This window comes from Klebsiella sp. 4_1_44FAA, assembly GCF_000238715.1.
In the GTDB taxonomy this organism is placed as follows: Bacteria; Pseudomonadota; Gammaproteobacteria; order Enterobacterales; family Enterobacteriaceae; genus Klebsiella; species Klebsiella pneumoniae.
Genome location: NZ_JH414800.1, coordinates 198,048 through 224,644 on the forward strand (window position 1 = coordinate 198,048; position 26,597 = coordinate 224,644).

20 protein-coding genes and 1 pseudogene are annotated in these 26,597 nt (G+C 60.1%); 6 read left to right on the top strand and 15 right to left on the bottom strand.

Annotated elements, in window-relative coordinates; genetic code table 11:
* Positions 1–105 precede the first annotated feature (105 nt).
* Positions 106–2,856, top strand: a complete 2,751-nt coding sequence (barA, locus tag HMPREF1024_RS14435; RefSeq protein ID WP_009308535.1) for a two-component sensor histidine kinase BarA — start codon at positions 106–108, stop codon at positions 2,854–2,856.
* Positions 2,857–3,013: 157 nt separating this feature from the next.
* On the opposite strand, the gene HMPREF1024_RS14430 is transcribed toward barA, so the two are convergent.
* The 8 genes from HMPREF1024_RS14430 to syd form a co-directional block, all read right to left on the bottom strand.
* A complete protein-coding gene (locus HMPREF1024_RS14430; protein ID WP_002915222.1) occupies positions 3,014–4,153 on the bottom strand; it encodes a glycerate kinase in 1,140 nt (379 codons plus the stop codon).
* Positions 4,154–4,225: 72 nt separating this feature from the next.
* The gene (gudD, locus tag HMPREF1024_RS14425; protein ID WP_009308537.1) at positions 4,226–5,566 is read right to left on the bottom strand and encodes a glucarate dehydratase; all 1,341 of its coding nucleotides are present in this window, start codon (positions 5,564–5,566) and stop codon (positions 4,226–4,228) included.
* Between the two features lie 17 nt (positions 5,567–5,583).
* Positions 5,584–6,924, bottom strand: a complete 1,341-nt coding sequence (locus HMPREF1024_RS14420; RefSeq protein WP_004185436.1) for an enolase C-terminal domain-like protein — start codon at positions 6,922–6,924, stop codon at positions 5,584–5,586.
* Positions 6,925–6,926: 2 nt separating this feature from the next.
* Positions 6,927–8,279: an MFS transporter gene (locus tag HMPREF1024_RS14415; RefSeq protein WP_009308538.1), complete on the bottom strand. Its 1,353-nt coding sequence runs from the start codon at positions 8,277–8,279 to the stop codon at positions 6,927–6,929.
* 471 nt (positions 8,280–8,750) lie between these two features.
* Entirely contained in the window at positions 8,751–9,194 is a 444-nt protein-coding gene (locus HMPREF1024_RS14410; RefSeq protein ID WP_002915235.1) for a flavodoxin, read from the bottom strand.
* 4 nt (positions 9,195–9,198) lie between these two features.
* The gene (gene truC, locus HMPREF1024_RS14405) at positions 9,199–9,993 is read right to left on the bottom strand and encodes a tRNA pseudouridine(65) synthase TruC (protein WP_002915236.1); all 795 of its coding nucleotides are present in this window, start codon (positions 9,991–9,993) and stop codon (positions 9,199–9,201) included.
* Entirely contained in the window at positions 9,993–10,322 is a 330-nt protein-coding gene (locus tag HMPREF1024_RS14400) for a YqcC family protein (protein ID WP_002915249.1), read from the bottom strand. Before HMPREF1024_RS14400 ends, truC begins: the two co-directional genes overlap by 1 nt.
* A 630-nt stretch (positions 10,323–10,952) precedes the next feature.
* Positions 10,953–11,498 carry a SecY-interacting protein gene (syd, locus tag HMPREF1024_RS14395; protein WP_002915253.1) on the bottom strand — a complete coding sequence of 182 codons (546 nt, stop codon included), beginning with the start codon at positions 11,496–11,498 and terminating at the stop codon, positions 10,953–10,955.
* A gap of 68 nt (positions 11,499–11,566) precedes the next feature.
* On the opposite strand from syd, the gene queF reads away from it, so the two are divergent.
* The 5 genes from queF (at position 11,567) to HMPREF1024_RS14370 (ending at position 18,203) form a co-directional block, all read left to right on the top strand.
* A complete protein-coding gene (gene queF / locus HMPREF1024_RS14390; RefSeq protein ID WP_004174633.1) occupies positions 11,567–12,412 on the top strand; it encodes an NADPH-dependent 7-cyano-7-deazaguanine reductase QueF in 846 nt (281 codons plus the stop codon).
* A gap of 111 nt (positions 12,413–12,523) precedes the next feature.
* Positions 12,524–13,891 (top strand): nucleotide 5'-monophosphate nucleosidase PpnN, encoded by a 1,368-nt coding sequence (gene ppnN, locus HMPREF1024_RS14385; protein WP_002915258.1) that lies wholly within the window; start codon positions 12,524–12,526, stop codon positions 13,889–13,891.
* Positions 13,892–14,400: 509 nt separating this feature from the next.
* A complete protein-coding gene (locus HMPREF1024_RS14380; protein ID WP_004151070.1) occupies positions 14,401–15,690 on the top strand; it encodes an HAAAP family serine/threonine permease in 1,290 nt (429 codons plus the stop codon).
* A gap of 65 nt (positions 15,691–15,755) precedes the next feature.
* Complete coding sequence (locus HMPREF1024_RS14375) at positions 15,756–17,123, top strand: L-serine ammonia-lyase (RefSeq protein WP_009308539.1); 1,368 nt, start codon at positions 15,756–15,758, stop codon at positions 17,121–17,123.
* 138 nt (positions 17,124–17,261) lie between these two features.
* A complete protein-coding gene (locus tag HMPREF1024_RS14370) occupies positions 17,262–18,203 on the top strand; it encodes an aliphatic sulfonate ABC transporter substrate-binding protein (protein ID WP_002915261.1) in 942 nt (313 codons plus the stop codon).
* A 45-nt stretch (positions 18,204–18,248) separates the two neighbouring features.
* Here the strand turns inward: HMPREF1024_RS14370 and HMPREF1024_RS14365 are convergent, their stop codons facing one another.
* The 7 genes and pseudogenes from HMPREF1024_RS14365 to HMPREF1024_RS14335 form a co-directional block, all read right to left on the bottom strand.
* Positions 18,249–19,472, bottom strand: coding sequence for an acyl-CoA dehydrogenase family protein (locus HMPREF1024_RS14365; protein ID WP_009308540.1), 1,224 nt, complete (start codon positions 19,470–19,472; stop codon positions 18,249–18,251).
* 10 nt (positions 19,473–19,482) lie between these two features.
* Positions 19,483–20,905: pseudogene (locus tag HMPREF1024_RS14360) on the bottom strand (MFS transporter).
* A gap of 193 nt (positions 20,906–21,098) precedes the next feature.
* The gene (locus tag HMPREF1024_RS14355) at positions 21,099–21,977 is read right to left on the bottom strand and encodes a MetQ/NlpA family ABC transporter substrate-binding protein (protein WP_002915265.1); all 879 of its coding nucleotides are present in this window, start codon (positions 21,975–21,977) and stop codon (positions 21,099–21,101) included.
* Positions 21,974–22,672 carry a methionine ABC transporter permease gene (locus HMPREF1024_RS14350; protein ID WP_002915267.1) on the bottom strand — a complete coding sequence of 233 codons (699 nt, stop codon included), beginning with the start codon at positions 22,670–22,672 and terminating at the stop codon, positions 21,974–21,976. Before HMPREF1024_RS14350 ends, HMPREF1024_RS14355 begins: the two co-directional genes overlap by 4 nt.
* A complete protein-coding gene (locus tag HMPREF1024_RS14345) occupies positions 22,669–23,691 on the bottom strand; it encodes a methionine ABC transporter ATP-binding protein (RefSeq protein ID WP_004174621.1) in 1,023 nt (340 codons plus the stop codon). Before HMPREF1024_RS14345 ends, HMPREF1024_RS14350 begins: the two co-directional genes overlap by 4 nt.
* Positions 23,688–25,094 carry an LLM class flavin-dependent oxidoreductase gene (locus HMPREF1024_RS14340; RefSeq protein WP_002915313.1) on the bottom strand — a complete coding sequence of 469 codons (1,407 nt, stop codon included), beginning with the start codon at positions 25,092–25,094 and terminating at the stop codon, positions 23,688–23,690. Before HMPREF1024_RS14340 ends, HMPREF1024_RS14345 begins: the two co-directional genes overlap by 4 nt.
* A gap of 73 nt (positions 25,095–25,167) precedes the next feature.
* Entirely contained in the window at positions 25,168–26,565 is a 1,398-nt protein-coding gene (locus tag HMPREF1024_RS14335) for an FAD/NAD(P)-binding protein (RefSeq protein WP_004149578.1), read from the bottom strand.
* Positions 26,566–26,597 lie beyond the last annotated feature (32 nt).

Below are 26,597 nucleotides of genomic sequence, written 5' to 3' on the forward strand. Positions count from 1 at the left end.
GTTGTCTCAATCAAATAAAACGAGCTCGTTCAGAGCGGCAGCGCCGCGAGGCGCAGCGACGCTGCACAGAACGATGATGTCTATATTCTCCCATAATGGAACCGCATGACCAACTACAGCCTGCGTGCTCGCATGATGATTCTGATTCTGGCGCCAACCGTCCTGATAGGACTGTTGCTCAGTATTTTCTTTGTCGCTCATCGTTATAACGACCTGCAACGCCAGCTGGAGGACGCTGGCGCCAGTATTATCGAACCGCTGGCGGTCTCCAGCGAATATGGCATGAACTTGCAAAACCGCGAATCCATCGGCCAGCTGATCAGCGTTCTGCATCGTCGCCACTCGGAGATCGTGCGGGCCATCTCGGTGTACGATTCGCATAACCGCTTATTTGTCACCTCCAATTACCAGCTCAATCCCAGCGAACTGCAGATCCCGAAAGGCGAGGCATTCCCCCGTCACCTCAGCGTCATCCGCGATGGCGACATGATGATCCTGCGCACGCCTATTGTCTCGGAAAGCTATTCTCCGGATGAATCACCCGAATCTGACGCTAAAATGCCGGGCAATATGCTGGGCTACGTCGCCCTGGAGCTGGATCTAAAATCGGTCCGCCTCCAGCAGTACAAAGAGATTTTTATCTCCAGCGTAATGATGCTGTTCTGTATCGGCATTGCGTTAATCTTCGGCTGGAGGCTGATGCGCGACGTCACCGGGCCAATCCGCAATATGGTTAACACTGTCGACCGCATCCGCCGCGGACAGCTGGACAGCCGGGTCGAAGGCTTTATGCTCGGCGAACTGGATATGCTGAAAAATGGCATTAACTCGATGGCCATGTCGCTGGCGGCATACCACGAAGAGATGCAACACAACGTCGACCAGGCGACCTCCGATCTACGGGAAACGCTTGAGCAGATGGAGATCCAGAACGTCGAGCTGGACCTGGCGAAAAAGCGCGCCCAGGAGGCGGCGCGCATTAAGTCTGAGTTCCTGGCCAATATGTCTCACGAGCTGCGCACCCCGCTCAATGGGGTGATCGGCTTTACCCGCCTGACGCTGAAAACCGATCTCAACGCTACGCAGCGCGACCACCTGACCACCATCGAACGTTCGGCCAACAATCTGCTGGCGATCATCAATGACGTGCTCGACTTTTCCAAGCTGGAAGCCGGGAAGCTGATCCTGGAGAGTATTCCGTTCCTGCTGCGCACTTCGCTTGATGAAGTGGTCACCCTGCTGGCGCATTCCGCGCACGATAAAGGGCTGGAGCTGACGCTGAATATTAAGAACAATGTACCGGATAACGTCATTGGCGATCCGCTGCGTCTGCAGCAGATTGTGACCAACCTCGTGGGCAACGCCATCAAATTTACCGAGCACGGCAATATCGACGTACTGGTGGAGCAGCGGGCCATCAGTAATTCCCGGGTACAGATCGAAATTCAGATCCACGATACCGGCATCGGCATCCCCGAGCGCGACCAGTCCCGGCTATTCCAGGCCTTCCGTCAGGCCGATGCCAGTATTTCACGCCGCCACGGCGGCACCGGGCTCGGGCTGGTGATCACTCAGCGTCTGGTCAAAGAGATGGGCGGGGATATTTCGTTCCACAGCCAGCCGAACCGCGGCTCCACCTTCTGGTTCCATATCAGCCTCGATCTCAACCCGAACGCCATTCCGGATACGCTGAACACCGACGGGCTTGTCGGCAAACGTCTGGCCTATGTGGAAGCCAACGCGACGGCGGCGCAGTGTACCCTGGAGATGCTGGCCGCTACGCCGCTGGAGGTTATCTACAGCCCTACCTTCTCCTCGCTGGCGGAAGCGCAGTATGACATTCTGCTGGTCGGTATCCCGGTTTCAATGCGCGATTTGTCGCCGCATCGGGAAAAATTAGCCAAAGCCTGCGCGATGTCCGATAACGTACTGCTGGCCCTGCCGTGCCATGCCCAGGTCAGCGCCGAAGCCCTGAAGCGCGACGGCGTTGCCGCCTGCCTGTTAAAGCCGCTCACCACCACCCGTCTGCTACCGGCGCTGGTGGCTACCAGCCACGCGCTTGCCTCCGCGCCGCTGATGCAGATCGACAGTCATAAGTTGCCAATGACGGTAATGGCCGTCGACGACAACCCGGCTAACCTGAAGCTGATTGGCGCCCTGCTGGATGATCTTGTGCAGCAGGTGATCCTCTGCGACAGCGGCCAGCAGGCGGTGGACAAGGCCAAGCAGCTGCAGATGGATCTGATCCTGATGGATATTCAGATGCCGGATATGGACGGCATCCGCGCCTGTGAGCTTATCCATCACCTGTCCCATCATCAGCAAACCCCGGTTATTGCGGTCACCGCGCACGCCCTGGAGGGCCAGCGTGAGAAATTACTGAGCGCCGGCATGAACGACTATCTGGCGAAGCCAATCGAAGAAGAGAAACTGCACGCACTGCTGCTGCGCTATCAGCCCGGCCTGCACAGCGTCGTTCCGGCGTCGCTACCGCCCGCAGAGCCGATCGTCGATCATAATCAAACGCTCGACTGGCAGCTGGCGCTGCGCCAGGCGGCCATGAAGCCGGACCTGGCGCGGGAGATGCTGCAAATGCTGATCGCCTTTATGCCGGAGGTGCGTAACAAAGTTGAGGAGCAGCTGGTGGGCGAGCAGCCGGAAGGGCTGGTGGATCTGATCCATAAACTGCACGGCAGCTGCAGCTATAGCGGCGTGCCGCGGCTCAAAAAGCTGTGCTATACCCTGGAAAGTCAGCTGCGGGCAGGCACCGCCGCCGAGGATCTGGAGCCGGAGCTGCTTGAGCTGTTAGATGAGATGGATAATGTGGCCCGCGAAGCATGCCGGATGGGGGTGTAAACCCCGGATAGCGGCGCTACGCGCCTCATCCGGGCTACGCCCTACGGTCCGGTATTCGGTTGGTAGCCCCGGTAAGCGTAAGCGCCACCGGGGATGGTTCCCGGATCGCGGTGCTACGCACCTTATCCGGACTACAAATACCACTGCGCCAGCCGGGTTACCGCCTGTCGCCCATCTGCAAAACCGCGGCTACGTTACGCGCCGTCATTCGCAGGTTGGCGGCGGCATTGGCCAACGCTTCATCAAGGGTACAGATGGTATACAACACGCTGAATACCGCATCCAGCCCGTGCTGATGCACGACGCCAACATCGGCGGTAAGACTGCCGGCAATCCCGATCACCGGGACGTTAAAACGCTTCGCCACCCTCGCCACCCCCACCGGCACTTTGCCGTGGATCGTCTGGCTATCGATACGCCCTTCGCCGGTGATCACTAAATCGGCATCCGCCACCCGCTCAGCCAGCTGTAGCGCATCGGTGACAATCTCAATGCCCGGACGCAACTGAGCACCACAGAACGCATACAGCGCCGCACCCATGCCGCCCGCCGCGCCGCCGCCCTCAAGGCTCAGCACGTCGATATCTAAATCGCGGGCGATAATCCGGGCATAGTGCCGCAGGCCGCTGTCGAGCCGGTCGATCATCTGCGCCGTCGCCCCTTTTTGCGGGCCGAACACCGCGCTGGCGCCCTGCGGGCCGGTCAACGGGTTGGTGACGTCGCAGGCAACGTCAATCCGGCAATCTGCCAGCCGCGAATCGAGTTCGCTGAGATCGATTCGCGCCAGCGTCTCCAGCGCGCCGCCCCCGGAGGCGATTTGCTGGCCCTCGGCGGTCAGCAGTTTCGCCCCCAGCGCCTGCGCCATCCCGGCGCCGCCGTCATTGGTCGCACTGCCGCCAATACCAATAATGATCTGTCTTACCCCGGCGTCCAGCGCATGGCGGATAAGCTCCCCGGTACCCCAGGAAGTGGTCAGCAGCGGGTTACGCTGCGCCGGCGGGACGCTCTCCAGGCCGCTGGCCGCCGCCATTTCGATAAAGGCGCACTGGCGATCGCCGGACAGCCCGTAAAATGCCTCAACCGGCTCGCCCAGCGGCCCGGTGACCGTCAGCGGAACCAGAAGCCCGCCGGTCGCCGCCACCATGGCTTCCACCGTCCCTTCCCCACCATCGGCAACCGGCAGCTTGACGTACTCGGCGTCAGGATAAATCTCGCGAAAGCCTTGCTCTATCGCACTGGCCACTTCCAGCGCGCTCAGGCTCTCCTTCCAGGAATCCGGTGCGATCACTATTTTCATCTGCTGTCCTTACTCTGAGCCAACCCCTGGCGCTGTCGCGCAATGCCGGCCCCCGCAGAGGCCGGCGGACTTTTAGCGCACCATGCATGGACGCTTGTTGTCAAAGGTCCAGCCCGGGATCAGATACTGCATCGCCATCGCATCGTCGCGGGCGCCAAGACCATGTTTCTTATATAGCTCATTTGCCTGCATCACGCGGTCCATATCCAGCTCAACCCCCAGGCCCGGGGTACTCGGTACCTGCACCATGCCGCCTTTGATTTCAAAAGGTTGTTTGGTCAGACGCTGGTTGCCCTCCTGCCAGATCCAGTGGGTATCGATAGCGGTGATCTTGCCCGGCGCCGCTGCCGCGACGTGGGTGAACATCGCCAGCGACACGTCGAAGTGATTATTAGAGTGCGAACCCCAGGTCAGACCGAACTCATGGCACATCTGCGCTACGCGCACCGACCCCTGCATGGTCCAGAAGTGCGGGTCCGCCAGCGGGATATCCACCGATTGTAGCGACAGCGTATGGCCCATCTGCCGCCAGTCGGTGGCGATCATATTGGTGGCGGTCGGCAGGCCCGTCGCGCGGCGGAACTCGGCCATCACTTCGCGGCCGGAGAAGCCCTGTTCGGCGCCGCACGGATCTTCCGCATAGGCCAGCACGCCCTTCAGCTGTTTACCAATCTGAATGGCCTCCTCAAGCAGCCAGGCGCCATTCGGGTCGAGAGTGACGCGAGCATTCGGGAAGCGCTTCGCCAGGGCGCTGATCGCTTCGGCTTCTTCAAAACCGGCCAGCACGCCGCCCTTCAGCTTAAAGTCGTTGAAACCATATTTTTCATACGCCGCTTCCGCCAGGCGGACTACCGCATCCGGCGTCATCGCCTTTTCATGGCGCAGGCGATACCACTCGCACTGCTCATCCGGCTGGCTCTGATAGGCCAGCGGCGTCGCATGGCGATTACCGACAAAGAACAGATAGCCCAGCATTTCGACTTCGCTGCGCTGCTGGCCATCGCCTAGCAGCGAGGCGACGTTGACCCCAAGGTGCTGGCCCAGCAGATCCAGCAGTGCCGCTTCGATGCCGGTCACCACGTGAATGGTGGTGCGCAGGTCAAAGGTCTGCAGGCCGCGGCCACCGGCGTCGCGGTCGGCAAACTGATTGCGCACCGCGCCCAGCACGTTTTTATACTCGCCCAGCGTTTTGCCCACCACCAGCGGAATGGCATCCTCCAGGGTCTGGCGAATTTTTTCACCGCCCGGGATTTCACCGACGCCGGTATGGCCGGCGTTATCTTTGATAATTACGATATTGCGGGTGAAGTACGGGGCGTGCGCGCCGCTCAGGTTCATCAGCATGCTGTCATGGCCGGCAACCGGGATCACCTGCATGGTGGTGACAACGGGCGTTGAAGAGAAAGTCGTCATAGCATCATCCTTTTTAATTAGTGGCGGCCGAAAACGGGACGTTTGCGGTCGAATGTCCAGCCGGGGATCAGGTACTGCATCGGGCCTGCGTCGTTGCGCGCGCCGCCCGGCAGCGCTTTATAGGCCTCATGGGCTCTGCGCACCTGCTCCCAGTCAAGTTCCACGCCGAGTCCCGGCGCGTCTGGCACGGCAATGCTGCCGTTAATAATCTGCAGCGGATTTTTGGTCAGGCGCGCGTCGCCCTCCTGCCAGATCCAGTGGGTATCGATGGCGGTGGGGTTGCCCGGCGCGGCGGCGCCGACGTGGGTAAACATCGCCAGGGAAATATCAAAGTGGTTGTTGGAATGGCAGCCCCAGGTAAGCCCCCAGTCGTCGCACAGCTGCGCCACCCGCACCGCGCCGGAGAGCGTCCAGAAGTGCGGGTCCGCCAGCGGGATATCGACGGCGTTGAGCATCACCGCATGGCCCATTTCGCGCCAGTTAGTGGCTATCATATTGGTGGCGACCGGCAGCCCGGTGGCGCGGCGGAACTCGGCCATCACCTCCCGGCCGGAGAAACCCTGCTCGGCGCCGCACGGATCTTCGGCGTAGGTCAGAACATCCTGCAGCCCTTTACACAGCGCGATGGCCTCATCCAGCAGCCAGGCGCCGTTAGGGTCGACGGTGATGCGCGCATCCGGGAAACGCTTTTTCAGCGCCCGCGCGGTGTCGATCTCCTGCTCGCCGGGCAGCACGCCGCCTTTGAGCTTAAAGTCTTTGAAACCGTAGCGATCCTGGGCGGCTTCCGCCAGACGCACTACCGCCTCGCTGCTCAAAGCCTGCTGGTGGCGCAGGCGGTACCATTCGTGATCGCCCGGCGTATGGTCCAGATAGCCAAGGTCGGTTTTCTGCCGATCGCCGATATAGAACAGGTAGCCCAGCACGGTGACGGCATCACGCTGCTTACCCGGGCCCAGCAGCTCGCAGACCGGCACATTAAGCACCTGGCCGAGCAGGTCCAGCAGCGCCGCTTCCAGCGCCGCCACCGCGTTAACCTTCAGTTCGAAGGTCCACGCCCCTTTGCCGAAGGTGTCGAAATCCGCCGCCTGATTGCCTTTGTGCACCTGCTGCACCACGCGATTGAGTCGGGCGACCTCCTGGCCCACCACCTGCGGGATCGCCGCCAGCAGCGTCTGGTAGATGACCTCTCCGCCGGGCGCTTCGCCGACGCCGGTATGGCCGGCGTTATCGGTTAACACCACGATATTGCGGGTAAACCAGGCGTTATGCGCTCCGCCGATGTTCAGCAGCATGCTGTCGTGCCCGGCCACCGGAATGACCTTCATCTCTGTGATAATCGGGCTGGATTGAGTAGTCATGATTAACGTCCCGCTACAGGTTTCAGTTCGATACGTTTGATATCGCCCACCAGCACCAGATAGCTCAGCACTGCCACCAGGGCATGGATACCGACGTAGATCAGCGCGCCGTTGAACGAGCCGGTGGTGCCGACGATATAGCCGATGGCGATCGGGGTGAAGATGCCGGAGATATTGCCGAACATATTGAACAGACCGCCGGAGAGACCGCTAATCTCTTTCGGCGCGGTATCCGCCATCACCGCCCAGCCGAGGGCGCCGATCCCTTTGCCGAAGAAGGCCATTGCCATAAAGCCGATCACCATCCACTCCACGTTGACATAGTTACACATCAGCATGGTCATGGAGAGCAGCATCCCCAGCACAATCGGCGTTTTGCGCGCAATGTTCAGCGAGCCGGTGCGGCGCATTAACCAGTCGGAGATCACCCCGCCCAGCACCCCGCCGACAAAGCCGCACACCGCCGGAATGGAGGCGACAAAGCCGGCTTTGAGGATCGACATGCCGCGCGCCTGCACCAGATAAACCGGGAACCAGGTGATAAAGAAGTAGGTTAAGGCGTTGATGCAGTACTGACCGATATAGATGCCGATCATCATCCGCGAGCCGATCAGTTGCTTGATCTGCCCCATTTTGACGCTAAACGGCACTTTCTGCGCGCTGCTCTTCTGATCCATGTTGATCAGCGCCCCGCCTTCGGCGATATAGTCCAGCTCTTTCTGGTTCACGCCCGGGTGGTTGTTCGGATCGTGGATCACTTTCAGCCACACAAAGCTGATCACAATCCCCAGCCCGCCCATAAAGAAGAACACATGCGACCAACCCACCTCATGCGTCAGCCAGCCCATGATCGGCGCGAAAATAACGGTGGCAAAGTACTGGGCGGAGTTAAAAATCGATACCGCTGTCCCCCTCTCCTGCGCCGGGAACCAGGCGGCGACGATCCGGCTGTTGCCGGGGAATGACGGCGACTCGGCAAGGCCGACGAGGAAGCGCAGGGTAAACAGCGCAACGATAATGCCAAAGCCGCTGAAGATATCGACGAAGCCCTGCAGCAGGGTAAACATCGACCAGATGAAGATCGACCAGAAATAGACGCGCTTCGAGCCGAAGCGGTCGAGCAGCCAGCCGCCCGGGATCTGGCCGATGACATAAGCCCATGAGAAGGCGGAGAACACATACCCCATCCCCACCGGATCAAGGCCGATATCCCTGGCCATTTCCGAACCGGCGATCGACAGCGTCGCCCGGTCGCCATAGTTAAAAGAGGTGACGATAAACAGCATCACCACTATCCAGTAGCGGGCGTTGGTGCGCTTTTCAGCCGCCGTCGCCGCCTGACTTAATGAACTCATTGTTGTACTCCTGAATCATAGCGTTTAGCTACGTTCATTCTGAACAGCACAACCTGTAGGGTAATCAGAATGACGTGGTCGTGTTTTGATAGTTGTCGTTATATCTGGCACTGCATTTATCACTGGCTGGAGCAGTATATGAAGAGGCACACCGCGGCTCACCGTGCATCCACACAGCTTTTACGCCGCTATTGCAGGTGGTTTGTGGCGAATGCCTGAAAGAATGGGGGGAAGTTCACGGAAATGAAAAGCCAGCGCCGCTGGCGCCGCATAGCGCAGCAAAAAGGGCCGGAGTGTGAAATACCTCACTTGACCCGGTGAAACTGGCTGGCTTAAGCCATGATATTGCTAAGGATATTGTGGCGTTTGCCTAAAGGCGTGGCGCCTGGAAAGCGCTACTATTTTGACGTCCGCGTATCTGGCCGCGACGTATTGAAAGAGCGCCCTCTGCGTAGGGAGAGGGCAGCGCTTTTATGCGAGCAGGGTGGCCCACTGCTCAACCCACGGATTGGAGACGCTCTCCGGCTCCGGGTCTTCGCTGGCGTCAATCTTCAGCATCTCGCCGATGCGCTTCGCGCCCTGCTCCTGCAGCAGCTGATCGAACTTCAGGCCGCCGCCGCAAAAGTTGGCATAGGTGCTGTCGCCGAGCGCGATAATGCCGTACCGCAGGTGAGGCTGATACATATCTTTGATGCCCTCATACAGCGGGACGATGCTGTCCGGCAGATCGCCCTGCCCGGTGGTGGAGGTGACCACCAGCACATACTTACCCGTGTAGGATTCCCAGTCGTTGACCTGCGGATCCTCATACACGGTAGCCTTGTGTCCCAGTCCGCTGAGGATCGCTTCCGCTTCTTCCGCGACCAGCAGCGAGTTGCCGTACATGGTGCCGACAAAAATTCCGACTTCCGCCATGCTATTATCTCCCTGGATTGACCTTATTCTCTTCATCCTGACCGCTGTCGTCGGCAAACTCAACCCTTTCATTTAGCGGGAGAAGCCCGCGCCAGCCAAACTGCGACAGCGCGCGCATCCAGACGTCGTCAAAACCGGCGCGCAGGGTCAGCGGCTCGCCGGTAAAAGGATGGGTTAACGACAGCTCGCTGGCGTGCAGCATCAAGCGGTGACAGCCGAAATGTTCCGCGGCGCTGCGGTTTTGCCGCAGATCGCCGTGCTTGCTGTCGCCGAGGATCGGATGACGGAGGTGGGCCAGATGACGGCGCAGCTGGTGCTTGCGGCCGGTTTTCGGCTCCAGTTCCACCAGCCCATAGCGCGAGGTGGGATAGCGCCCAGTCGCCACTGGCATCTCCACTGTCGCCAGACCGCGGTAGTGGGTTACCGCTGGCTGCGGCCCTTTATCTTCGCGGGCGAACTTATCGGCGATTCTATCCAGCTCCTCCACCAGCGGGTAATCCAGCAGCGCCTCTTCCATCAGCCAGCCGCGGACGATCGCATGGTAGCGCTTCCGGATCTGGTGCTGCTCGAACTGTTGCGCCAGCAGCCGGCCCGCCTCGCTCGACAATCCCATCAGCAGCACGCCGGAGGTGGGCCGGTCGAGACGATGAGCGGTAAAAACGTGCTGACCGATCTGGTCGCGCACGGTCTGCATCACCACCACTTTCTCGTCGCGATCGAGCCAGCTGCGATGCACCAGCCAGCCCGAGGGTTTGTTGACCGCCACCAGCCAGTCGTCCTGGTAGATAATCTCCAGCATCAGGCCTGCTCACCGGCAAACAGCGCGTCTAACAGCAGAAGTTCCGCCAGCATGGATTCGCGGACCGGGTGGGCCTGATCCAGAGCCATTTCGTAATAAGGCGCAACGGCAAAATTTTGCGGCAGCGGCTGGCCGCTCTCCAGCAGCTGGTGCATACGCGGGATCAGGACCCACTGCAGCCACTCCAGCGGCTCCAGGGTATCCAGGCAAAACGGCTTATCGCTGGCGAAGGCGCTGCTGTCCGGCGCCGTCTCCTGCCAGTGCTCCGTTTCGCGCAGCAGGGCTTCAATGGCGCGCAGGCGATCGCGCACGCTATCGTGAAGAGTCATGGGGAAACCTCGATGAGTTAAAAACCGGGCGCAGGATAGCAAATCCGCAGGAGAAATAAAAAAAGGGAGCACTGTATAAACAGTGCTCCCGGTTCGTTTTGCAGCAGTCCCGCTACATTGGTGCTCCCTGCTCGTCCTTGAAAACTTTTCCTGAGGTCTCCTGACCATGTTCATCCATAAACACGTGCATCCTGCTTTCACACCACCCCGATGCGAAATGACTTATCCATAAGTTTGTCCCGATCTTCCTGATCCACCGTTCATCCTGAGCGGCTCTCGTTCTCCATCCTGGAGGTGTCCATTACGCGATCCTGCGTTATCCTTGCTTCATCCTGAAGCCTGTCCCTGCAACGCCGTCCTGGCGGGTCCTGCAGAAGCGCCATCATCCTGATGTTCGCTTCATTTCGCGACGTCCTGTCGACAGACATAGGATCACTGATTCTGCCCCTTCTTACAACCCTTCTTGAGACAATCTCTTAAGATTAGTCCCCACTCAAAAGGACGAAAAATTAAGATCTTATTTAATACCAACAACTTATATAAAAAAGTATGGATTAAATTTACCTTAAATGATGACGATCTCTTACAGGTTTTGTAAGAGATCTCTCACAAACGATCTGGCAGACTGGATTACAGAACTGGCTCAAGGTGGTTGAGGAAACCCGCAAGTGAGGGAGAAAGCGTAATGCGTTTGGCGGTGCCGAGGGTCTCTTTGACTACCTCGCCGCTGAGATTACAGACGGATATCACATCCAGTTCACTCTCGAGGGTGGCGATGAACAGCGTCGGCGACAGCTTCAACCGCTTCTGCACCACCAGGTGCCCGATTAAATTTTCCTGCACCCGCTGGAAATCCTCTTCACTCCAGGTCTGCAGCAGCGTCAAGGTTTCGCCGGCAAACCGGCCGGACATATCGCCGGCAAACTGAGTGGTATAATAAGAATGAAGCGGCTGTTGTACCACAATGTCGAGGGCGCGTTCAACCGCGCTGATATTTTGCGCCAGCGAAAACGGCTGCGGCTGCCAGAAAACGGCCTCGCCCTGGGTGTCGACAACGCAAGGCGACGGGACGCCGTAAAGCTCTTCACTGCGCGGCAGGCTGTGGCGCTGCTGCTGCCAGACGGCGCAATATCGTTGGGTAAAAGCGCGTAGCGCTTCTGCTGTCTGATGGTCCACCGGTTTCTCTCTTCACGTTAGACAGGATACACTGGAGCAATAGTGTACCCGCTTTACTATGGTGAAACATGTCTTCTTACGATAATCATCAGGCGCTGGCCGGCCTGACGCTCGGTAAATCAACCGATTACCGCGATACCTATGACGCCTCGCTGCTGCAGGGCGTGCCGCGCAGTTTAAACCGCGACCCGCTGGGCCTGCATGCCGATAATCTGCCGTTTCACGGCGCCGATATCTGGACGCTGTACGAACTCTCCTGGCTGAACGGCAAAGGTCTGCCGCAGGTGGCTGTCGGCCACGTCGAGCTGCCCGATACCAGCCTCAATCTGGTGGAGTCGAAAAGCTTTAAGCTCTATCTCAACAGCTTTAACCAGACCCGTTTCGCCAGCTGGCAGGACGTTGCAGAGACGCTGACTCGCGATCTCAGCGCCTGCGCGCAGGGGAAGGTGAAGGTATCGCTCTACCGCCTGGATGAACTGGAAGGCCAGCCGATTGCCCGCCTGCACGGCACCTGCATCGACGATCAGGATATCGAGATCGATAACTATCAGTTCAGCGCCGATTACCTGCAGGGCGCCGCCAGCGGCAAAATCGTGGAGGAGACGCTGGTCAGCCACCTGCTGAAGTCTAATTGCCTTATCACTCATCAGCCGGACTGGGGCTCGGTGCAGATCCAGTATCGGGGGGCGAAAATCGACCGCGAGCAGCTCCTGCGCTATCTGGTTTCGTTCCGCCACCATAACGAATTCCATGAGCAGTGCGTCGAACGTATCTTTAACGATATTCTCCGTTTCTGCCAGCCGGAATCGCTTTCCGTTTACGCCCGCTATACGCGACGCGGCGGTCTGGATATCAACCCCTGGCGCAGCAATGGCGACTTTTCCCCGGCCACCGGCCGCCTCGCCCGTCAATAATAAACAATTTCACAATTTGCGTGCGTTTAGGCGCGCGCAAGGTTGTGGAAACGCCGTTCGCAGGGCTATTGTAATCACAGGAAGACCATAAGCGTCCTGTAAGGAGTTCACTTGATTACACATGTTAGCCCGCTTGGTTCAATGGATATGCTGTCGCAGCTGGAAGTGGATATGCTTAAGCGCACCGCCAGCAGCGACCTGTACCAACTCTTTCGCAACTGCTCGCTTGCTGTGCTCAATTCGGGGAGCCTGACCGATAACAGCAAGGAGCTCCTGTCCCGTTTCGAAAATTTCGAGATTAACGTGCTGCGGCGCGAACGCGGCGTGAAGCTGGAACTGATCAACCCGCCGGAAGACGCCTTCGTTGACGGGCGGATTATCCGCTCCCTGCAGGCCAACCTGTTCGCCGTGCTGCGCGATATCCTGTTCGTTTACGGCCAGATCCACAATACCGTTCGCTTCCCGAACCTCGATCTCGAAAGTTCGGTTCATATCACTAACCTGGTGTTCTCGATCCTGCGCAACGCCCGCGCGCTGCACGTCGGCGAGGCGCCGAACATGATCGTCTGCTGGGGCGGCCACTCCATCAACGAAAACGAATATCTCTACGCCCGCCGCGTCGGTACGCAGCTGGGCCTGCGGGAACTGAATATCTGCACCGGCTGCGGGCCTGGCGCAATGGAGGCGCCGATGAAAGGCGCCGCCGTCGGCCATGCGCAGCAGCGCTACAAAGACAGCCGCTTTATCGGCATGACCGAACCATCCATTATCGCTGCGGAACCACCGAACCCGCTGGTCAATGAACTGATCATCATGCCGGATATCGAAAAGCGTCTGGAGGCCTTCGTACGTATCGCCCACGGGATCATTATTTTCCCGGGCGGCGTCGGCACTGCCGAAGAGCTGCTCTACCTGCTGGGTATTCTGATGCACCCCGACAACAAAGCGCAGGTGCTGCCGCTGATCCTCACCGGGCCGAAGGAGAGCGCCGACTACTTCCGTGTACTGGACGAGTTTATCACCCATACCCTGGGCGAATCGGCCCGTCGCCACTACCGGATCATCATTGACGACCCCGCGGAAGTGGCGCGGCAGATGAAAAAAGCGATGCCGCTGGTGAAAGAGAGCCGTCGCGAGACCGATGACGCCTATAGCTTTAACTGGTCGATTCGCATCTCGCCGGACCTGCAGATGCCGTTTGATCCGACCCACGAGAACATGGCCAACCTCAAACTCTCCCCGGATCAGCCGGTGGAAGTGCTGGCCGCCGACCTGCGTCGTGCCTTCTCCGGGATTGTCGCGGGGAACGTCAAAGAGGTGGGCATCCAGGCCATTGAGCAGTACGGTCCTTACAAACTGCACGGCGATCCGGAGATGATGCGCCGTATGGACGATCTGCTGCAGGGCTTCGTCGCCCAGCACCGCATGAAGCTTCCGGGCGGCACCGCCTATATTCCTTGCTACGAAATCATCGCCTGATTTCCCCCTCTCCCGCCGGGGCATCGCCTGACGCCTGCCCCCGGCGGGCTCTCTTCCTCTGACTTCCAGAACGCGCTAAAAACCTTTCTGTTACTAATCAATCACCTGAATTATTTCTACATAGCCAAACGTTTGCGTTGGTAAAAACTGCGACAATTATCACTGCAAAAAATGGTTTTAAGCGCAAAAACGTCGACTAGTTCTCTTTTTTACAGTAAATCCCTCGTTATTACGCCGCTCCGCTTTTATCTCATATGCTGCAAATGGTAGCCTTCGCGCCACAAATCGCTGGCTGATCACCAGAAACAGGCTGTTGGACTAAAAATACGCACATTGAAAGTGGATTATTGCATTTGAGATCGCGATCACTGATGCATAAACCATATAAATGTATCTTTCCGGCCCAATTATTACGGAGAAAATTTCTAAAAAAACCGTAATTAAACGAATTTCATGTTACGCAATTGTATTTATTCTTTAGATTTTGTTGATTCCTCCAGGAGATACAGATGGAAACCACTCAAACCAGCACCATCGTTTCGGGCGAAACCCGCAGCGGATGGCGTAAAACCGACACCATGTGGATGCTGGGCCTGTACGGTACAGCAATTGGCGCGGGCGTCTTGTTCCTGCCGATCAACGCCGGCGTTGGCGGCATGATCCCCCTGATCATCATGGCGATTCTGGCCTTCCCGATGACTTTCTTCGCCCACCGCGGCATGACCCGCTTCGTGCTCTCCGGGAAAAACCCGGGCGAAGACATCACCGAAGTAGTGGAAGAACACTTCGGCGTAGGCGCAGGTAAGCTGATTACCCTGCTTTATTTCTTCGCTATCTACCCGATCCTGCTGGTTTATAGCGTGGCGATCACTAACACCGTCGAAACCTTCATGGCGCACCAGCTGCACATGACGCCGCCGCCGCGCGCCATTCTGTCGCTGATCCTGATTGTCGGCATGATGACCATTGTGCGTTTCGGCGAGCAGATGATTGTGAAAGCGATGAGCGTGCTGGTGTTCCCGTTCGTTATCGCGCTGATGGTGCTGGCTCTGTATCTGATCCCGCAGTGGAACGGCGCGGCGCTGGAGACGCTCTCCCTGAGCGGCGCTTCCGTTACCGGCAACGGCCTGCTGATGACCCTGTGGCTGGCGATCCCGGTGATGGTCTTCTCCTTCAACCACTCGCCGATCATCTCTTCCTTCGCGGTAGCCAAACGTGAAGAGTACGGCGAAGGCGCTGAGAAGAAATGCTCCAGTATCCTCGCGCGCGCCCACATCATGATGGTGCTGACCGTGATGTTCTTCGTCTTCAGCTGCGTTCTGAGCCTCTCTCCGGCAGACCTGGCGGCGGCGAAAGAGCAGAACATCTCGATTCTGTCTTACCTGGCGAACCACTTTAACGCGCCAATCATTGCCTGGATGGCGCCGATCATCGCGATGATCGCTATCACCAAATCCTTCCTTGGCCACTATCTGGGCGCTCGCGAAGGCTTTAACGGCATGGTGATTAAATCCCTGCGCAGTAAAGGCAAATCGATTGAAATCAACAAACTGAACAAGCTGACCGCGCTGTTCATGCTGATCACCACCTGGATTGTGGCAACCCTGAACCCGAGCATCCTCGGTATGATCGAGACCCTTGGCGGCCCGATTATCGCGATGATCCTGTTCCTGATGCCGATGTACGCGATTCAGAAAGTCCCGGCGATGCGTAAATACAGCGGCCATATCAGCAACGTCTTCGTGGTGATTATGGGCCTGATTGCCATCTCCGCGATCTTCTACTCTCTGTTCAGCTAATTCATTCAACGCCTCCCCCCGCGCCGCTTTACGGCGGCGCGCTTTCCGACAGCACGGGAATACATATGATCAGCGTATTCGATATCTTTAAAATCGGCATTGGCCCTTCCAGCTCCCATACCGTTGGACCGATGAAAGCGGGCAAACAATTCACTGACGACCTGATCGCGCGCGGCCTGCTGGCCGAGGTGAGCAAAGTCGTCGTCGACGTCTACGGCTCCCTCTCCCTGACCGGTAAAGGCCACCATACCGATATCGCGATTATCATGGGACTCGCCGGCAACCTGCCGGACACCGTCGACATCGACGCCATTCCGGGCTTTATTCAGGACGTTAATACCCATGGCCGCCTGATGCTGGCCAACGGTCAGCACGAAGTGGACTTCCCGGTGGATCAGTGCATGAATTTCCATGCCGACAACCTGTCGCTGCATGAGAACGGCATGCGTATCACCGCCCTGGCCGGCGACAAGGTGCTCTACAGCCAGACGTATTACTCTATCGGCGGCGGCTTTATCGTTGATGAGGAGCACTTCGGCCAGACTACCGAGGCGCCGGTTGCCGTTCCTTACCCTTACAAAAACGCCGCCGACCTGCAGCGTCACTGCCGTGAAACCGGGCTGTCGCTCTCCGGCCTGATGATGCAGAACGAACTGGCGCTGCACAGCAAAGAAGCCCTTGGGCAACACTTCGCCGCGGTGTGGGAAGTGATGAGCGCCGGTATCGAGCGCGGCATCACCACCGAAGGCGTCCTGCCGGGCAAACTGCGCGTCCCGCGCCGCGCCGCCGCGCTGCGCCGTATGCTGGTGAGCCAGGACACCACCAACAGCGATCCGATGGCGGTGGTCGACTGGATCAATATGTTCGCCCTGGCGGTGAACGAAGAGAACGCCGCCGGCGGCCGGGTGGTGACCGCGCCAACCAACGGCGCCTGCGGTATCGTGCCGGCGGTGCTGGCCTACTACGACAAGTTTATCCGCAAGGTGAACAGCAACTCCCTGGCCCGCTATATGCTGGTCGCCAGCGCGATTGGTTCGCTGTATAAGATGAACGCCTCCATCTCCGGCGCCGAAGTCGGCTGCCAGGGTGAAGTGGGGGTCGCCTGCTCGATGGCGGCGGCCGGTCTGGCGGAACTGCTGGGCGGCAGCCCGGGTCAGGTGTGCATCGCGGCAGAGATCGCTATGGAGCATAACCTCGGCCTGACCTGCGACCCGGTCGCCGGCCAGGTGCAGGTGCCGTGCATCGAACGCAACGCTATCGCTGCCGTGAAAGCGGTCAACGCCGCGCGAATGGCGCTGCGCCGGACCAGCGAGCCGCGAGTGTGTCTCGATAAAGTGATCGAGACCATGTACGAAACCGGCAAAGACATGAACGCCAAGTACCGGGAAACCTCCCGCGGTGGTCTGGCGATGAAGATTGTTGCCTGCGATTAACCTGCTGACCCGCCACGCGTCGGCGTGTCGGGCCATCGTCCTGCATAACTCTTTTTGTTATATCAATAAAATTTTAGTTATTTAATGGTTATAAGCGCTGTTTGTTACCTTACGCAAAACCGCTAAGGAGAACAAACAATGTCCAACCGATTCCGCCCCGCCTGGCTGCTGGTCCTCGCCGCCCTCTCTACCTCCGCGCTGGCCAAAGCGCCGGAAACCGTCAACATCGGCTATCAAAAGGCGAATATCTTCGCGCTGCTGAAGTACCGCGGCACGCTGGATGAGAGCCTGAAAAAACAGGGCATTGCCGTACGCTGGGTCGAATTCCCCGCCGGGCCGCAAATGCTGGAGGGGCTGAACGTCGGTAGTATCGATCTGGCCGCGACCGGCGATGCGCCTCCGGCCTTTGCCCAGGCGGCGCAAGCCGATCTGGTCTACCTTGCCCACTCCCCCGCTAACCCGAAAACGGAAGCGATTGTGGTGCCTGAACAGTCGGCAATCCACAGCGTGGCCGACCTGAAGGGCAAGCGCGTGGGGTTGAACAAGGGGTCGGACGTCAACTACCTGCTGGTTGCCGCACTGGAAAAAGCGGGCCTCAGCTATAAAGACATCACCCCGGTCTATCTGCCGCCGGCGGACGCCCGCGCCGCTTTCCAGCGCGGGGCGATTGATGCGTGGGTGATCTGGGATCCGTTCCTCGCAGAAGTGGAAACCAACGCGAAAGCCCGACAGATCCGCAATGCCGAGGGGCTGGTGCCGCACTACACCTTCTATCTCGCCAGCCGCAAGTTTGCAGATACCTACCCGGAGACAGCAAAGCAGGTGGTGGATGAGCTGGGTAAACTCAGCGCGTGGGCGAACAGCCATCAGGACGAGGCCGCCGGGCTGCTGTCGACCTCAACCGGACTGGATAAAGCCATCTGGCTGAAGACCCTGGCCCGCCTGCCCTACGGTGCCGAACGCATGACCCCGGCGGTGTATAACGAACAGCAGGCGCTGGCGGATACCTTTACGCGCATCGGCCTGCTGCCGGTGAAAGTCGACGTGCGCAGCGCCACCTGGTCGCTGGATAAACCTTGATTTTCCTGACGACGGGAAGCTCTGCGCCTCCCGTCGCCGACAGGCTTACCCCGCCGTTTTCTCACCATTGCCTATCTGCCAGATAAAGGTGGGCGCTTCACCGTTCACCAGCCAGTTACCGATATTACGTGCCTTATAAATCACCGGATTATGCGAGGCAACCGTCCGCGCATTGCGCCAGTGGCGATCCAGCGCAAGGCGAGTTCGCGTATCCGACGCCCCGAGGGCATTAAACAGCTCCGTCGCCGCCCGCGGGATCCAGTCGCTGGCGATCACCTGCGCCTGCGCCGCTTCCACTTCCGCCAGCTGGTTACGCCGGGCAATCAATGCTTCGTCGTCGCTGACGTGCGCCACATAGGCCTGCTGCAGCGATTCCGCGGCCTGCAGGACCGTGGCCCGGGTCGCCCATGCCCAGCTGCTGATCTGCCCAACGACCTGCAGAACCTGGGCGTCATCGCGCGGCACGGCGGCGTTGCCGTGGCTGTACATCCGGGAGCGATGTTTGACGCCCTGCGCGGCATCCCGCTCAACCGCCAGGCCAATGCCCGCGAGGGTCGCCAGCAGCACATGCTGGTAGAAGGCGGTCTGATAGCGAAAGCGCTGGGCAAAATCATAGACATGTTCGGTTTCCACCCGAGCGCCGGTAAAGCGGGTGGTCCCGCTGCCGGTCAACCGCTGGCCAAAGCCATCCCAGTCATCTTCCCGCACCACGCCGGTCTGCTGGGTGCTGACCAGGGCTATCACATCGCTGGCGGTATCACTGCGCCGGGCAAACACATCGATCCAGTCGGCGTACAGCGCGCCGGTGCTGTAAAACTTCTCGCCGTCGAGTCGCCAGCCGCCCTCTGCCGGCGTCACTCTGGTGTTCACCTCTCCCAGCTTAACCGCGCCGATCTCCGTCCAGCCGCTGCCCACCAGCTCACCGTCGAGGAAGCGACGAAACCAGCGGTCGCGCCCGGCGGAATCCGGCTGATTCAGCTGATCTTCCACAAAGGCAAAGTGCGCGCGCAGGGCCTGCGGCAGGTTAGAGTCCGCTTGCGCCAGCTCGATCAGCAGCGCGCTGAGCTGCGGCAGCGAAGCGCCCCAGCCGCCCTTCTCGCGCGGGATACGCAGCGTGCCGAAGCCCGCTTCTTTCAGCCAGCGGATCGGCTCATCGGGCAGAATGCGCTGCTGTTCGCGCTCCGCAGCGCCCTGGGCGATACGGGTAAATATCGGGCGGAAGGCGGCCGCCAGCGCGTCATAATCGGTGCCAGTGGAGAGCAGGGTCATTGTCAGTTCCTTATTCATGAAGTGCGTCGATATCTTCTCGCGTCGGTTCATGACGGACCGCCAGCAGGAAGAAAATGGGAATAATGGCGGCAAGCGAGACCACCCAGAACATCTGCGTGCCGAGGGAGGCCTGCAGCAGCGGCAGAATAAACAACGCCAGCGCGCTGCCGATCCCGGAGAGTGCCCGGCTGAAACCGACCCCGGTGGCGCGAATGGCAGTAGGATAGGAGAGCGCCGGGTAGATCATCAGCTGCGCCCCCGGGCCAAACCCTTCGGCGAACAGCCACAGCCCCAGCATCGCGATAGCCAGCACGATACCTGCCGTCGCGTGCGGTTGCCCCACCAGCGCCAGCACAATCAGCGCCACAAACTGCAGGGCGAAGCCGGCTATCGCCACATGACGCGAAGGATATTTCCACGCCAGATGCATACCGAGCAGCCCACCGGTAAAAGCAAACAGGGCGTTCAGCCCCAGCGATGCCGAAATAGTTTCGAAGACGCCAGCCCCGAGGAACTGGGCAAGAATTGACGGCAGGAAAAAGGCAATCGCCGTGTACTCGAAGGAGATACAGATATTCATCACCCCGGCGACGATAGTCCGCTCGCGGTAGGGTTTTTCGAACAGCACGCGGAAGCTCACTTTCGGCGCTGGCGCGGGCTTCGCCGCCGGGACCTCATGGGCATGGATCCCCCAGGAGTCGCGTAAAATACGCACTGCAGAGGTCAGATCGCCCTGGTTCGCCGCCCACAGCGGGGATTCATTCATAAATCGACTGCGGACGGCAATAATCAGCAGTGCCGGCACGGCGCCGAACAGCAGGGAGGCGCGCCATAGCCAGTCAAGATGCTCCTGCGGCAGCAGGAAATAGAGGCCGAAGATAATGAGAAAGCAGACGGTTGAGGCGGCGTACCACATCGGGCACCACGCCGCGAGGCGAGCCGCTTTGTTGCCTTTGCCGGCAAAGCGGGAAAACTCGGCCAGATAGGACATCGCTACCGGCAGGTCGATGCCAACGCCGATGCCCATCAGGAAACGGGCGCCAATCAACACCCAGACGTTCGGCGCCAGCCCGGCGGCGATAGCCGAAATCACGAAAAAGAACATATCGGCCATAAAAACCGAATAGCGACCATATTTATCGGTCAACCAGCCGCCGATAATATTGCCGACGATAGTCCCGACCATAATGGACGAAGTCACCAGGCCGGTCAGCAGCAGTGAGAGCTGAAATTCACGTACAACGTCATCAATACCGTAGGAGAGCGTGGTTAAGTCATATGCGTCGAGAAAAACGCCCCCCCAGCGCGAGGAAGACAATCATCCGCGCATATTTCGCATGTTCCTTGCCGGAATTAATTAGCCGCGCCACATCCCCGACGCTACTGACCGGTACCGAAGCGATACCGGGATTATCCACTGGTAATGTACTCATTTTTTCACCTTATTATTTTGTGCAGGTCATCAGCGGTTATAGACCGCGCGCGACGAGAATCAAAACAACAAATCATTCTATAAAAATCAATATAATCAATAAGTTAATAAATATCACCAGCACAAAAAGGACGCGCTTTCACGCATCCTCAAGGGAAATAAATAACAACGAAAATAGACGTCGTGCAGGACGCTTATTCCGCGGACACTGGAACTAATACGTCTTTTACCAGCGGGTCGTCGGTGGTTTTTAACCACGTCTGGATCCGCGGGTCAGAAAAAGCCTGTTTTAATTTGACGATATTTTCCTGCGATAAATACGGTGTACCAATCACTAATTGCGAAGCAAAGGTGCGCGGCGCCGGCGGGAATAATATGCCTTTCTCACGCGGCACTTTCCCGGCGTCAAATTGCGAGACATAGCCGATGGCGGCATCCACCGAATTTAACGCCCGCGGCATGGTCAGCAGATCCAGCTCTTTAAAGACAAACTGATGCGGGTTACCGACAATATTTTTCAGCTTCGCCGTGCGCGGCTCCACCGCCGGGTCGAGCGAGATCAACCCAATGCGCTGGAGCAGCCACAGGGCCTGCCCCTGATTGGCGCCATCGTCAGGCACGACAATGGTCGCGCCGTTGGGCAACGCCTGTACCGACGAGTAGCGGTCGGAATAGATGCCAAACGCCCACTGGAACACCGGCACCGTGGTCGACAGCGCAAAGCCGTTAGCGTCCACCACCTGTTTAAGCCACCACTGATGCTGATAGATCGTCCCGGCATACTGACCTTCCGCTACCGCGCGGTCAGCCTGGACCGGATCCTGCACCCCCACCGCCTCCAGTTTCAGACCGTAATCGGGCGCAATATGCTGATTAATATACTCAATGATCCGCTGCTCGCCGGCCATCGCCGGCTCGTAGTGAATTTTTAACGTGCTTCCGAAGACCACCTGCTGGCTTTGGGTATGTCCCCGCCACCACCAGAAGGCGATGGCGAGCAGGATAATCACCGCCAGCGCCGCCAGCCAGGGCCAGCGCCGCGCTTTACGTAACTCAAATTGCTCTGTTGTCATACAAGGTTCCCCTGCGTGTGGCGTAAACGGTTGACCAGACGGTCACCCAAAAATTGAATCAACTGGATCGTGGCGATCAGGGCAACGATCGTCGCGATCATGATGTGGTTGTCGAAGCGCTGATAGCCGTACACCACGGCCAGGTAGCCGATGCCGCCGGCGCCGATGGTCCCGGCGATAGCCGAATACTCGATCATCGAGACCAGGTTTAGCGTCACCGCCGCCACCAGCGCGGGCATGGCTTCACTGAGCTGCGCGCTGGCAATGATTTGCCAGCGCGACCCGCCGCAGACGACCCCCACCGCGGTGACCTCCGCCGGCAACTCGCGCAGCGCGTTCTCCACCAGACGGCCAAAGAACGGGACGCCGGCGGCGATCATCGGCACTACCGCGGCGGGTATGCCAATCGTGGTGCCGGTCAGCCAGTAAGTGAACGGGATAATGGCGGCCATCAGCACCAGAAACGGCAGCGAACGTCCCATATTGACCACCCAGTTCAGCAGCCGGTACAGCAGTGCGTGCGGAAATAAGCCCCGCGGCGAGGCGTTAAACAACACCACCCCCACCAGCCCTCCCAGCGTGACGACAAACAGCATCACAATGGCCACCATCAGCCAGGTTTCGCCATAGGCGGGGAGCAGCAGCGAAGGGATTTCGCCCCAGGGGGTATCCTGACTGATGACTGTCGGTTTCATACCGCCTCCCTGAGCAACGGCGCGCTGTCGAGGATCTCCGCCGTTATGCCGAGCTGCGCCAGCAGGCCCTGCAGTCGCGCGGGCGACAGGCGTTCGCCCTGAAAGCGCACTCCGGCCTGCAGGCGACCGGCCAGCCGACCATTAATCACCTCGACGTGACCGCCAAGGAGATCGATCTGCAGCGCCCACTGCTGGCTCAGGCGGCTGATCCAGTCGGTGGCCACCGGCACATCCCAGCGGTAGCTCAGACGCAGCAGCAGATCGCTGTGGGTAGCTGCCGCCGGCGTCAGCGGCAACAGCTGCTGGCCGAGCAGAGAATCGGGACGCGCCAGCAGATCTTCGATCCGCCCGTACTGGACGATCGTCCCGTCGCGGATCTCCGCCACCGCATCCGCCGCCGTGCGCACCGCGTCCATTTCATGGGTAATCAGGACGATCGCCAGCTGGTACTCATCACGCAGCCGCTTGAGCAGAGCCAGCACCGAGGCCGTGGCCTGAGGATCGAGGCCGGAGGTGGCTTCATCCGCCAGCAGAACGGACGGGCGCAGCGCCAGCGCGCGGGCAATGCCGATCCGCTGGCGCTGGCCGCCTGAGAGCTGGGCCGGCCAGGCATCCGCTTTGTGGCTCAGGCCGACGCTCTCCAGCAGCTCGCCAACCCGCGCCTTGATATCGCGCTCCACCACACCAAGCCACGCCAGCGGCAGGGCGACATTCTCCCAGGCGGTCCTGCGGCTCAACAGCGCCGAAGACTGGAAAACGGTGCCAATCGCCCGCCGTTCCCGGCGCAGCGCCTCGCCGGACAGCGCCGACAGATCCTGGCCATTGATACGAATGCTGCCGCTGTCCGGTTGCTCCAGCAGGCTGATGCAGCGCGCCAGGGTTGATTTACCGGCGCCGCTCGGCCCCACCACCGCGGTGATGGAGCGCTCAGGCACCTGCAGCGACAGCCCTTTCAGCACCGCGCTGAGCCGGCCATCCGCCGTGCGGTAACTTTTATGCAGGTCATCAATAGCGATCATGTCACCTTCTCCTCTACCGATGCCGCCGTGCGCGCATCGCGGCGGTAGCTGGCGCCCGGGTGAGGCGCGGCCAGACGCGGGCCGCCGCCGAACAGTTTTTCGCGCAGGGTCCCCTCGCGGTACTCCTGCTTAAAGACGCCGCGCTTTTGCAGCTCAGGCACCAGCAGCTCGACGACGTCGCGGAAGGTTTCGTGAGTGACGGCATAGGCGAGGTTAAAGCCATCGACGTCCGTCTCTTCGACCCAGGACTGCAGCTCGTCCGCCACGGTTTGCGCGCTGCCAACCACCAGCGGACCGAAGCCGCCGATCCCCGCCCAATCGGCCAGGGCCTGCACCGTCCACTGGCGGTTCGGATCAGCGGTCGAAAAGGCCTCCACCGCCGACTGAATGGCGTTGGTGTGCAGATACTTCAGCACCTGATCCGGCTGATACTGGCCGAAATCGATCCCCGTCCAGCCGGAGAGCAGCGCCAGCGCGCCTTCATAGCTGACGTACTGCTTATATTCCTGCCACTTCGCCTGTGCCTCGCGGTCGGTGTCGCCGACAATCACCGTCTGCAGGTTGAAGATCAGGATGCTGTGCGGATCGCGCCCCGCCTCAGCTGCCCGGCGGCGAATATCCGCCACCGTCTTCTTCAGCAGCACCTTCGACGGCGCTGCGACGAAGACGCATTCGGCATGGCCGGCGGCGAACTGTTTGCCGCGGCTGGACGCCCCCGCCTGATACAGCACCGGCGTGCGCTGCGGGGATGGCTCGCAGAGGTGGATCCCCGGCACGGAAAAGAACTGTCCCTGATGGTTAATGGGATGGATTTTCCGCGGATCGCTGAAGATCTTCCGCTCTCTGTCGCGCAGCACCGCCCCATCCTCCCAGCTTCCCTCCAGCAACTTATAGATCACCTGCAAATACTCATCGGCATAGTCATAGCGGGTGTCATGGTCGGTCTGGGTCTGCTGGCCGATATTGCGCGCCCCGCTCTCCAGATAGGAGGTGACGATATTCCAGCCCACCCGCCCTTTGGTCAGATGATCGAGCGTCGATAGACGACGAGCGAAGGGGTAAGGATGCTCAAACGACAGCGAGGCGGTCAGGCCGAAGCCCAGATGCTCCGTCACCAGCGCCATTGGGGTGATCAGAGCCAGCGGATCGTTGACCGGAACCTGCGTCGCCTGGCGGATCGCCGCATCGCCGCTGCCGTTCAGCACGTCATAGATCCCCAGCACGTCGGCGATAAACAGCCCGTCGAACTTGCCGCGCTCCAGCAGCCGCGCCAGATCCACCCAGTACTCCAGATCTTTATACTGCCAGGAGCGATCCCGGGGATGCGCCCACAGGCCCGGCGACTGATGGCCGACGCAGTTCATATCGAAAGCGTTAAGACGAATTTCACGTTGTGATGACATAGCAATCTCCATAGCGCGGCCCGTCGCCGGGGCGCACGCGGCAAAATGAATCAGGGAAAAGAAAGAGAGGTATTCAGTACGCAGGACATCGGGAGTCCTGCGGGATCCCGAGCGTGAGTAACGCTTGCGCCGCCACGTCAGCGGCATGGTCGGCTACCTGCGGCAGGCCCATCAGTTCGCCAAAACGCCCGCGGGCGGCCGGACCGGCCACCAGCACCGGCAGCGCCTCAACGTGCGGCTCAGCCACTGCCCGGGAACGGCTGTCCACCTCCAGGCCCATGCCGAGGGCATCGGCGCGAATCAGGCCGCGGCGGGCGAGGTCCTGTAAAAATGGCTGGCTGTCGGTCAGGGCGCGGTGTGCGGGTCCGGTGGTCAGGATCAGGTGATCGACGCTCAGCGTCTGCACGCCGCCGCCGCGCCGCGCCAGCGTCAGACGCAGCGTTTCGCCTTCACCGCTTATCGACAGTAGCCTGGCCGCCTGCACCTGCAGACTGCCCGTGCGCTGGCGCGCCTCCAGCACCTCGGCGACCTGCGGCGCCACGCGGTAGCGGTGGACATCCCAGTAATGGCGCAGATGGCGCAGAAAACGCTGGCGATCGGCGACGCTGAGCGCCTGCCAGATCCGTTGCCCCTGCTGACGAACCGCATCCAGCACCACCTGCCAGCTCAGGCCCTGCTGCGCCGCATACGCGACGTCGAGGCGGATCTGGCGCAGGCGCTGGCGCAGGCTGCCCTGCTGATAGTCGCCAGGCCAGGTTGCCCCTGCGCCGCTAAGGTTGCCGCGCGACAGCAGGCCATGGCGCGAAAAGGCGACGATACTGCCGCGGTGGCCCAGCCGGTCCAGCGTCGCGACCGTATCGGCCATGGTTAATCCGGTGCCCATCACCGCCACCCGGGCGTGCGGGGCGATGGCATCGAGCGCGCCTGGCTGCCACGGGTTGGCAATCAGCGCCGGATGATGACGCCAGGCTTCGGCCTGTGCCGGCAGCGAAGGCGGTGGATGACTGATCGCCAGCACCAGCAGATCGGCCTTAAGCTGCAGGCCGCCGTCGGTGGTCACCATCCCCTGATGAAAAGCGAGCGCCCGATCGCGCAGGTGGCGAAGCCGTCCGCCGCTGGACGCCGCGGCGTCGGCAAAACGCTGCGCCACATAGCGACCAAACTGGCCGCGCTGAGGGTAGACGGAACCGTCCGGGCGCAGCGCCTGCACATCGACGGTAAAGGCAGGCTGATGGCGGTACCAATGATCGAAGGCGCCCTCTTCGTCGCCGGCCAGCTGCATGCGAGCGGCCGGAACGTTAATCCGGTGCGTCGGCTCCGCAGTGGAGTAGGCCACCCCGGCCCCGGGGGACTGGCGCGGCTCCAGCAGCGTCACGCGCACCCCGTTCGGCGCCAGGCGCAGCAGCTCAATCGCCACCGCCGCGCCGCTAAAGCCGCCGCCGATAATCACGATATGCGGTTCTGCACTCATCGCTGCCCTCCTCCGGTATGCTGTCTCATGGT